Raw genomic sequence first — 8,976 nt, forward strand, 5'->3', positions numbered from 1 at the left:
GGGGGGGCTTGAGCGGGGGCCGCCTGCGCTATACTTTGAAGGTTTTGTTGCCGCGCACAAGTTTTTCCACGCCGTGCGCCGGCCATCTTCGCCCCGCAGGCCCCAGCATGCCCTTGCCACCGCCGGATTACCCTCGCCAGCCGCTGCACACGCGTTCCATACGCGTGCAGTCCTATGCGCGCGACGGCGGCCTCTGGGATCTGGAAGCCGAGCTGATCGACGTCAAGGCGTACGATTTTCCCAAGCGCGACGGCGAAGTGTTCAAGGCCGGAGACCCCATCCATCACATGCACCTGCGCATCACCATCGATGGCGATTTCACCATCGTGGCGGCGCAGGCCGTCTATGACGCGGCCCCTTATGGCGGTCATTGCATGGCCATCGAACCCGCTTACACTGATCTGATCGGCATGAACCTGCTCAAGGGGTTTCGCCGCCAGGTCAAGGAGCGCTTCGGGCACGTGGCGGGCTGTACGCACATGACCGAGCTGTCGCAGGTGCTTCCCACCGCGGCGGTCCAGACCATGGCCAACCAGCGGCGGCAGGAAAGCAACCCCAACCGGCGTCCGTTCCAACTCGATGGCTGTCATGCCCTGCGCACCGACGGCCCCGTGGTGGCTGAGCACTATCCCAAGTGGTACACCGGGGATAGCGCTGAGGCATCCGCCGGTTCGGCCTCCGATTCACCTTCTTTTTCTCATACGTCCTGACAGGTAACACATGAAAATCCACGAGTATCAAGGCAAGGAACTGCTGAAGCAATTTGGCGTCCCCGTGCCGCGCGGTATTCCCGCTCTTTCCGTCGACGAGGCCGTGGCTGCCGCTGAAAAGCTGGGTGGACCGGTTTGGGTCGTCAAGGCGCAGATCCACGCTGGCGGCCGGGGCAAGGGCGGCGGCGTGAAGCTGGCGCGCTCGCTGGATGATGTGCGCAAGCTGGCCTCGGAAATCCTGGGCATGCAGCTGATCACGCACCAGACCGGTCCGGAAGGCCAGAAGGTGCGTCGCCTGTACATCGAAGACGGCGCCGACATCCAGAAGGAATACTACGTGTCGCTGGTCACCGACCGCGCCACCCAGAAGGTCGCCTTCATCGCCTCCAGCGAAGGCGGCATGGACATCGAGGAAGTGGCCCACTCCACGCCCGAGAAGATCATCACCGAATACATCGACCCGCTGACCGGCCTGTCCGCCGAGCAGGCCACCAAGATCGCCAACGCGATCGGCCTGCCCGCCGACTCGACCGCCCAGGCCGTGGACGTGTTCCAGAAGCTCTACACCTGCTACATGGACACCGACGCCTCGCTGGTCGAAATCAACCCGCTGAACCGCGACAGCAAGGGCAACATCATCGCCCTGGACGCCAAGTTCAACTTCGACTCGAACGCCCTGTTCCGCCACCCGGAAATCGTCGCCTACCGCGACCTGGACGAAGAAGATCCCGCTGAAATCGAAGCCAGCAAGTTCGACCTGGCCTACATCCAGCTCGACGGCAACATCGGCTGCCTGGTGAACGGCGCCGGCCTGGCCATGGCCACCATGGACACCATCAAGCTGTTCGGCGGCGAGCCGGCCAACTTCCTGGACGTCGGCGGCGGCGCCACGGCCGAGAAGGTCACGGAAGCCTTCAAGATCATGCTCAAGAACAAGAGCGTGAAGGCCATCCTGGTCAACATCTTCGGCGGCATCATGCGCTGCGACGTCATCGCCGAAGGCGTGATCGCGGCTTGCAAGGCCGTCAACCTGAACGTGCCGCTGGTCGTGCGCATGAAGGGCACCAACGAAGAACTCGGCAAGAAGATGCTGGCCGAATCCGGCCTGCCGATCATCAGCGCCGACACGATGGCCGAAGCCGCCACCCGCGTCGTAGCCGCCGTCAAGTAAATATTGCCCCCACGCCGCGCCCCTTCGTGGCTAGCTGCCCCCCAAGGGGGCGCTTTTTACCTTGGGGCGGCCCGGCGGTAAAAGTAATTCCAAGGATTTGCAAATGTCGATTCTGATCAACAAGGACACCAAGGTCATCACCCAGGGCATCACGGGCAAGACGGGCCAGTTCCACACCCGCATGTGCCGTGAGTACGCCAATGGCAAGGCCGCCTTCGTGGCTGGCGTGAACCCGAAGAAGGCGGGCGAGGACTTCGAAGGCGTGCCGATCTTCGCGTCGGTCAAGGACGCCAAGGCCGACACCGGCGCCACCGTGTCCGTCATCTACGTGCCGCCCGCGGGCGCCGCCGCCGCCATCTGGGAAGCCGTCGAGGCCGAACTGGATCTGGTGATCTGCATCACCGAAGGCATCCCGGTCCGTGACATGCTGGAAGTCAAGAACCGCATGAAGGCCAAGGGCAGCAAGACCCTGCTGCTGGGCCCGAACTGCCCCGGCCTGATCACCCCGGACGAAATCAAGATCGGCATCATGCCGGGCCACATCCACCGCAAGGGCCGCATCGGCATCGTCAGCCGCTCGGGCACCCTGACGTACGAAGCCGTGGCGCAAGTCACCGAACTGGGCCTGGGCCAATCCAGCGCCGTGGGCATCGGTGGCGACCCCATCAACGGCCTGAAGCACGTCGACGTGCTGAAGATGTTCAATGACGATCCCGACACCGACGCCGTCATCATGATCGGCGAAATCGGCGGTCCGGACGAAGTGAACGCCGCTCAGTGGGCCAAGGACAACATGAAGAAGCCGGTCGTCGGCTTCATCGCCGGTGTCACCGCTCCTCCCGGAAAGCGCATGGGCCACGCCGGCGCGCTGATCTCGGGCGGCGCCGACACCGCCGACGCCAAGCTGGAAGTCATGGAAGCCTGCGGCATCCGCACCACGCGCAACCCCTCCGAAATGGGCAAGCTGCTCAAGTCGGTGCTGTAAGCCTCTTACAGTCGCGCGCAGAAAGAAAGCCCGCCTCGGCGGGCTTTTTTTCGTTCGCTCGCCGCATGAAAGGACGCGCTCCCTAGGGAAATCCCCCGTTCAAACCGCGTTCGTCCAAACATACGGAAAGCTGAACGAAACTATAATGAAAGAAATCCTTTGCGTACCCAGCAAGAATGCCGTCGGGCTCGCGCCGAGACGGTCAGTGCGCTCTGTTTGTCTACATTCATCCATTCATTTGGTTTGTCCTAGGGGGATCACGTCTAGGAAAGAGAGGGTATGGAACTCAGTTCAGCGGCATTCTGGATAGCGCTGCTCCAGATCATTTGGGTCAACATCCTGCTGTCGGGCGACAACGCCGTGGTGATCGCGCTGGCCGCGCGCTCGCTGCCTGCGCAGCAGCAGAAAAAAGCGATCGTGATCGGCTCGGCCGCCGCGATCATCATGCGTATCGTGCTGACCCTGGTCGCCGCGAAACTGCTGCTGTTGCCGTGGCTCAAGCTGATCGGCGCGCTGCTGCTGGTCTACATCGGCGTCTCGCTGCTGTTGCCGGAAGGCGAGGACGAGGGCGGCGGCCATGCGCAAGGCAATCTGCTGACCGCGATCCGCACCATCATGATCGCCGACCTGGTGATGAGCCTGGACAACGTGGTGGCCGTGGCCGCCGCGGCCATGGGCGACACCACCTTGCTGGTGCTGGGCCTGGCCATCAGCATTCCGCTGGTCATCTTCGGCAGCACGCTGCTGCTCAAGGTCATCGAGCGCTTCCCGGTCATCGTCTGGGTGGGCGCCGCGCTGCTGGGCTTCATCGCGGGCGAGTTGCTGGTTGGCGATCCGGCGCTGCAGGAGCCCGTGGCGCGCATCGACAGCGCGCTGGGCGTCACGCAGCACAGCTTCGAGCTGATGGCGGGCGTGCTGGGGGCGCTGCTGGTGCTGGCCATCGGCAAAATCATGTTGGCTCGGCGGAAAGCTGACTGAAAGCTGAATTACAATAATCTGTTGTTTTGAATTTCCCCGCCGCGCGATCGACGCGGCGGGTTCAGCCGGACCGGGACCGGCTATTCTTTTGTGTGCAAATAATGCCTTCGGGGGTTCAAAGTGCTTGAGTTTTTCCAGACGCTGAGTTGGGCAGCGGTATTCCAGATCATCCTCATCGACATCCTGCTCGGCGGCGACAACGCCGTGGTCATCGCGCTGGCGTGCCGCAACCTGGAACCCAAGCAACGCATGCAGGGCATCCTGTGGGGCACCGCGGGCGCCATCATCCTGCGCGTCGTGCTGATCGCCTTCGCCCTCACGCTGCTGAACGTCTACTTCCTGAAGGTCGTCGGCGGCCTGCTGCTGGTCTGGATCGGCGTCAAGCTGCTGGTCCCCGAGGATGACGCGCATGGCAACATCAAGGGCGGCACCTCCATCGCCGCCGCCGTCAAGACCATCATCATCGCGGACTTCGTGATGAGCCTGGACAACGTCATCGCCATCGCCGGCGCCGCCCAGAACGCGCACGCCGACCACCAGATCGGCCTGGTCGTGTTCGGCCTGATCGTCAGCGTGCCCATCATCATCTGGGGCAGCACCCTGGTGCTCAAGCTCATCGACCGCTATCCGCTGGTCGTCACTTTCGGCGCCGCGCTGCTGGGCTGGATCGCCGGCGGCATGATTGTCACGGATGCATTTGTCGTGAATCAATTCGGCGAGCAGTCCACTGAGGTTAAAATTGCGGCTGAAATCATCGGCGCGCTGGTCGTGGTCGGCCTCGGCCGCTGGCTGGCCAGCCGCAAAACCGCAAGCAAGGAATCCGCACATGAGTCTGCGTAGGACTGTCGACCCCCAGCAATCCGAATCGGGCCTGAGCCTGCTTCAGGGCCTGTTCGTGCTGGCCATCATCGGCGTGGTTGCGACGGTCATCGTCTCCAACTTCGTTTGATGACTCGTGTCCCAACCGCAACGCCTGGTCATTGCGACCCGCGCCAGCCGGCTTGCCCTGTGGCAAGCCGAGCATGTGCGCGACCGGCTGCGCGCGCTGTATCCGGCGTGCGCGGTTGAACTCCTCACCCTGACGACCCGGGGCGACCAGATCCTGGACCGCACGCTGTCCAAGGTGGGCGGCAAGGGTCTGTTCGTCAAGGAACTCGAAACCGCCTTGCTCGACGGCCGCGCCGATCTGGCCGTGCACTCCCTGAAGGACGTGCCGGTCGATCTGCAGGCCCCGTTCGAGCTGTGCGCCGTGCTCGAGCGCGCCGACCCGCGCGACGCCTTCGTCTCCAACACCTACGCCACGCTGGCCGAGCTGCCGGCGGGCGCCGTCGTCGGCACGTCCAGCCTGCGCCGCGAGGCGCAGATCCGCGCGCGCCATCCGCAGCTGGCGGTCAAGCCGCTGCGCGGCAACCTCGACACCCGGCTCGGCAAGCTCGATCGCGGCGACTACGACGCCATCGTGCTGGCCGCCGCGGGCCTGGAACGCCTGGGCCTGGGCGGGCGCATCCGCAGCCTGCTCGATCCGGCCGTCAGCCTGCCGGCGGCGGGCCAGGGCGCGCTCGGCATCGAGATCCGCGACGACCGCGACGACATGCGCGCCTGGCTGGCGCCGCTGGTCAGCGCCGGCACGCGCGCCTGCGTGCTGGCCGAACGCGCCGTGTCGCGCGAGCTTGGCGGCTCCTGTCAGGTGCCGCTGGCCGCCTTCGCCGAACTGAACGGCGACGCGCTGTCGCTGCGCGCGCTGGTGGCTTCGCCGGATGGCGTGCGCATGGTGCGCGCCGAGCGCAGCGGCCCGGCGGCCGAGGCCGAGGCGATCGGCGTGGCGGCCGCCCGCGAACTGCTGGACGCGGGCGCGGCCGCCATCCTTCAAGAACTGCTGCAAGACGACCGGCCCGCGTGATGGCCGACCCCAGCGCCGCCATGCCGCCGCTCGCGGTGCTGACGCGGCCCTCGGGGCGCAACGAGGCCCTGGCCGCGCGCCTGCGGGCGCACGGCTGGGAAGCCTGCGTGCTGCCCGCGCTGGAGATCCTTCCGCTGGATTGCCTGGAGGGGCTGCCCATGCCGGAAGACTACGACATGGTGGTCTTCGTCAGCGGCAACGCGGCGCGCCTGTACCTGGACCAGCTGACCCGCGCGCGCGGCGGCTTTTCCTGGCCCCCGGCCGTGATCGCCGCCACTGTCGGCCCGGCCAGCGCGCAAGGCCTGCGCGAACTGCCCGGCTTTGGCGCGAATACAACAGTCCTGCATCCGCCGGCCGACGCGCCCAGCCACGATTCCGAAGCCCTGTGGGCCGTGCTGCAAGGACTGCCCGCGCTGCCCGCGCGCACCTTGCTGGTGCGCGGCACGCAGGGCCGCGACTGGCTGGGCGACACCCTGGCCGCGCAGGGTGTGCGGGTGGCGCGACACGCCGCCTACGACCGGCAGCCCGCGGTCTGGGAGGCGCAATCGCTGGCGCCGCTCAAGCGCAGGGCCGAAGCCGGGCTTCCCGCCACCTGGCTCATCACCAGCGGGGAGGGCGCCGACGCCGCGCTCGCCAATCTGCGGGCCGCCGGCCTGCAAGCCTGGTGGGAAGGCTGCGGTTTCGTGCTGACGCATCCGTCCTTGGCCAGGCGCGTCGGCCGCCCTGGTCATGACGAGAGCGGCGCGGCGATGGTAAAAATCTGCTTGCCCAACGACGACTCGATTTTCCAGGCATTTGTTGCCGCTTGATTCGTTGCTTCGGACCAACACCGAATACAATCGCGTCATGACAGAGAAGACTCCCGCTACCGATCCGGCCGCCCAGGCGGCCGTCCAGGGCGCCGGCGCGCCCGCGTCGGCTCCGGCCAGTTCCGCGCCAGCCGGCTCCACTGCCTCCGCCGTCCGTCCGGCCAAGCGCGGCAACGGACCCATGCTCACCGCCCTGGCCATCGCCATCGCGCTGGCCGCCGGCCTGGGCTACGCGCTGTGGCAGCAACGCACGCAATTCATGAGCGCCGGGCGCGAAGTCGCCCAGCGCATCGACACCCTGTCCTCCGATCTGGCGCAGGCGCGCCGCGACACGCGCGAAGCGCTGGCCCTGGCGCAGGCCCAGGCCGGTCGCCTGGGCGAGCTGGAAGACACGGTGCGCGAGACCCAGAGCCAGTACCACGCGCTGCAGCAGGCCTGGCAGAACTTCAACGACAGCGCCAGCGACGAACTGCTGGCCAACGATGTCGAACGCCTGCTGACGCTGGCCAACCAGCAGCTGCGCCTGGCCGGCAACGTCTCCAACGCCATCGTCGCGCTGGAAACCGCCCAGGCGCGCCTGGCGCGCGCCGACCGTCCGCGCTTCTCCAGCCTGCAACAGGCCATCAACGGCGACCTGGACCGCCTGCGCGCGGTCTCCACCGTCGACATTCCCGCCCAGGCCGCCCGCATCGAGCGCCTGAGCGTGCTGATCAGCAAGGCGCCGCTGCTGGTGCCGGACGTGGCCGCGCAAGCCGTGGTGCCCGCCGGCCAGCCCGTGGCCGCCTCGGCGCCCGCTGTCGATCCGCAGGCCGGCCTGCCCGCCGACGCGCCCTGGTGGCAGCGCTGGCGCGCCGAGATCGCCTCCTGGCCCGGCCGCGCCGGCTCGGCCCTGGCGCATGAGCTGGGCGGCCTGATCACCATCCAGCGCGTGGACGAACCCGCCGCGCTGCTGCTGTCGCCCGAACAGGCCGACCAGCTGCGCGGCACGCTGCGCCAGCGTCTCCTGACCGTGCAACTGGCCATGCTGATGCGCCAGCCCGCCGTCTGGAAGAGCGAACTCGACCATGTCGGCGGCGCGCTGGCCAAGTATTTCGACGGCCGCTCGCCCGATACCGTCGCCGCCCAGAACGTGGCGCGCGAACTGGCCCAGACCGACATCGCCGTGCGCATGCCCGAGGTGGCCGACAGCCTGAACGCCGTGGCCGCCCTGCGCGCCGCCGGCTTCAAGACCAGCGGGCAGGACTGAGGCCTATGCGTACCTGGTTCTGGACCCTGCTGCTCGCCGTCGTCGCCGTTGCCCTGGCGGTGGTGCTGCGCTCGCATTCGGGCAATGTGCTGCTGCTGGTATGGCCGTGGCGCATCGAGATGTCGCTGACGCTGGCCGTGCTGCTGATCGTCGCCGCTTTCGTCGTGCTGTACGTGGGCCTGCGCGTGCTGGCCTGGCTGCTGGCCATTCCCGACCGCGTGCGGGTCTGGCGCGGCAAGCGCGCCCAGGCGCGCGACCACGAACTGCTCGAGCGCGGCTGGATCAGCCTGCTGGAAGGCCGCTATTCGCAAGCCGAGAAAGACCTGACCCGCCTGCTCGACCAGACCAAGGTGCAGACGCGCCGCGTGCTGGCCGCCTTGTCCTCGGCGCGCGCGGCGCACGGCTTGAGCGAGTTCGATCGCCGTGATCGCTTCCTGGCCAGCGCCCAGGAACACGCCGGCACGGACCCCGGCCTGCTGGAAGCCACCGCCACCGTGTCCGCCGACATGCTGCTGGACCAGGGCCGCGCCGAGCGCGCGCTGGCCGTGCTGGCGCCGCTGGCCGACGGCGGCGCCCGCCACCTGCACACCATGCGCCTGCTGCTGCGCGCGCATGCGGCGCTGAATCACCACGATCAGATGTTCTCGCTGGCGCGCGCGCTGGTGCGCCGCAATGCCTTGCCGCGCCAGGAGGCCGATCAACTGATCGACGCCTCCGGCGCCGCCAGGCTGCGCGCCGCGGCCGCCAACGACGGCTGGCGCGCCATCTGGAAAGACCTGAAGGCCGAAGAGCGCCTGCTGCCCGAGATTGCGCTGGCCGGCGCCGCCGCCTTCGAAGCGGCGGGCGAGGCGGCCGAGGCTGCCCGCGTGCTGGAAGCGGCGGTCGCCGTGAAGTTCAATCCCGCGCTGGTCGCGGCCTACGCCCGCTGCGACGCCTCGCAGGTGTCCCGTCGCCTGGCGCGCGCCGAGTCCTGGCTGCAATCGCGTCCGACCGATCCCGAGCTGTTGACGGCCCTGGGCATGCTCTGCCTGAACGGCCAGCTGTGGGGCCAGGCCGAGCGCTACCTGCTGCGCAGCGTCAGCCGCCGCAACGACGCGCAGACCCACGCGCTGCTGGGCAGCCTGTACGACCGCCTCGAGCGTCCGGCCGACGCCGTGCGCCACTGGCGCCTGGCGAC

General features: G+C 67.6%; 10 protein-coding genes. All 10 read left to right on the forward strand.

Annotated elements, in window-relative coordinates; genetic code table 11:
* Positions 1 to 107: 107 nt before the first annotated feature.
* Positions 108 to 710: a DUF2889 domain-containing protein gene (locus AC6LJ5_RS29090; protein ID WP_103273465.1), complete on the forward strand. Its 603-nt coding sequence runs from the start codon at positions 108 to 110 to the stop codon at positions 708 to 710.
* Between the two features lie 10 nt (positions 711 to 720).
* The gene (gene sucC / locus AC6LJ5_RS29095) at positions 721 to 1,881 is read left to right on the forward strand and encodes an ADP-forming succinate--CoA ligase subunit beta (protein WP_103273466.1); all 1,161 of its coding nucleotides are present in this window, start codon (positions 721 to 723) and stop codon (positions 1,879 to 1,881) included.
* A 103-nt stretch (positions 1,882 to 1,984) separates the two neighbouring features.
* Positions 1,985 to 2,866 carry a succinate--CoA ligase subunit alpha gene (sucD, locus tag AC6LJ5_RS29100; protein WP_006388410.1) on the forward strand — a complete coding sequence of 294 codons (882 nt, stop codon included), beginning with the start codon at positions 1,985 to 1,987 and terminating at the stop codon, positions 2,864 to 2,866.
* A 279-nt stretch (positions 2,867 to 3,145) separates the two neighbouring features.
* Complete coding sequence (locus AC6LJ5_RS29105) at positions 3,146 to 3,844, forward strand: TerC family protein (RefSeq protein ID WP_103273467.1); 699 nt, start codon at positions 3,146 to 3,148, stop codon at positions 3,842 to 3,844.
* 120 nt (positions 3,845 to 3,964) lie between these two features.
* Complete coding sequence (locus AC6LJ5_RS29110; protein WP_498142320.1) at positions 3,965 to 4,684, forward strand: TerC family protein; 720 nt, start codon at positions 3,965 to 3,967, stop codon at positions 4,682 to 4,684.
* Entirely contained in the window at positions 4,671 to 4,793 is a 123-nt protein-coding gene (locus tag AC6LJ5_RS29115; RefSeq protein WP_255414623.1) for a hypothetical protein, read from the forward strand. The genes AC6LJ5_RS29110 and AC6LJ5_RS29115 overlap by 14 nt, the downstream gene beginning before the upstream one ends.
* A 6-nt stretch (positions 4,794 to 4,799) precedes the next feature.
* Positions 4,800 to 5,744, forward strand: coding sequence for a hydroxymethylbilane synthase (gene hemC, locus AC6LJ5_RS29120; protein ID WP_498142321.1), 945 nt, complete (start codon positions 4,800 to 4,802; stop codon positions 5,742 to 5,744).
* Positions 5,744 to 6,553, forward strand: a complete 810-nt coding sequence (locus AC6LJ5_RS29125; RefSeq protein WP_392409595.1) for a uroporphyrinogen-III synthase — start codon at positions 5,744 to 5,746, stop codon at positions 6,551 to 6,553. Before hemC ends, AC6LJ5_RS29125 begins: the two co-directional genes overlap by 1 nt.
* A gap of 37 nt (positions 6,554 to 6,590) precedes the next feature.
* Positions 6,591 to 7,799: a uroporphyrinogen-III C-methyltransferase gene (locus AC6LJ5_RS29130; protein ID WP_498142322.1), complete on the forward strand. Its 1,209-nt coding sequence runs from the start codon at positions 6,591 to 6,593 to the stop codon at positions 7,797 to 7,799.
* Between the two features lie 5 nt (positions 7,800 to 7,804).
* Positions 7,805 to 8,976 (forward strand): heme biosynthesis HemY N-terminal domain-containing protein (locus AC6LJ5_RS29135; RefSeq protein ID WP_498142323.1); only part of this gene is annotated, 1,172 nt, incomplete at its 3' end.

It is taken from the genome of Achromobacter sp. 1011791174 (assembly GCF_059760925.1).

Bases quoted from the DNA above. Each gene is read 5' to 3' on its own strand.
- AC6LJ5_RS29090 (WP_103273465.1), top strand. From the start codon at position 108: ATGCCCTTGCCACCGCCGGATTACCCTCGCCAGCCGCTGCACACGCGT.
- sucC (WP_103273466.1), top strand. From the start codon at position 721: ATGAAAATCCACGAGTATCAAGGCAAGGAACTGCTGAAGCAATTTGGC.
- sucD (WP_006388410.1), top strand. From the start codon at position 1,985: ATGTCGATTCTGATCAACAAGGACACCAAGGTCATCACCCAGGGCATC.
- AC6LJ5_RS29105 (WP_103273467.1), top strand. From the start codon at position 3,146: ATGGAACTCAGTTCAGCGGCATTCTGGATAGCGCTGCTCCAGATCATT.
- AC6LJ5_RS29115 (WP_255414623.1), top strand. From the start codon at position 4,671: ATGAGTCTGCGTAGGACTGTCGACCCCCAGCAATCCGAATCGGGCCTG.
- AC6LJ5_RS29125 (WP_392409595.1), top strand. From the start codon at position 5,744: ATGGCCGACCCCAGCGCCGCCATGCCGCCGCTCGCGGTGCTGACGCGG.
- AC6LJ5_RS29130 (WP_498142322.1), top strand. From the start codon at position 6,591: ATGACAGAGAAGACTCCCGCTACCGATCCGGCCGCCCAGGCGGCCGTC.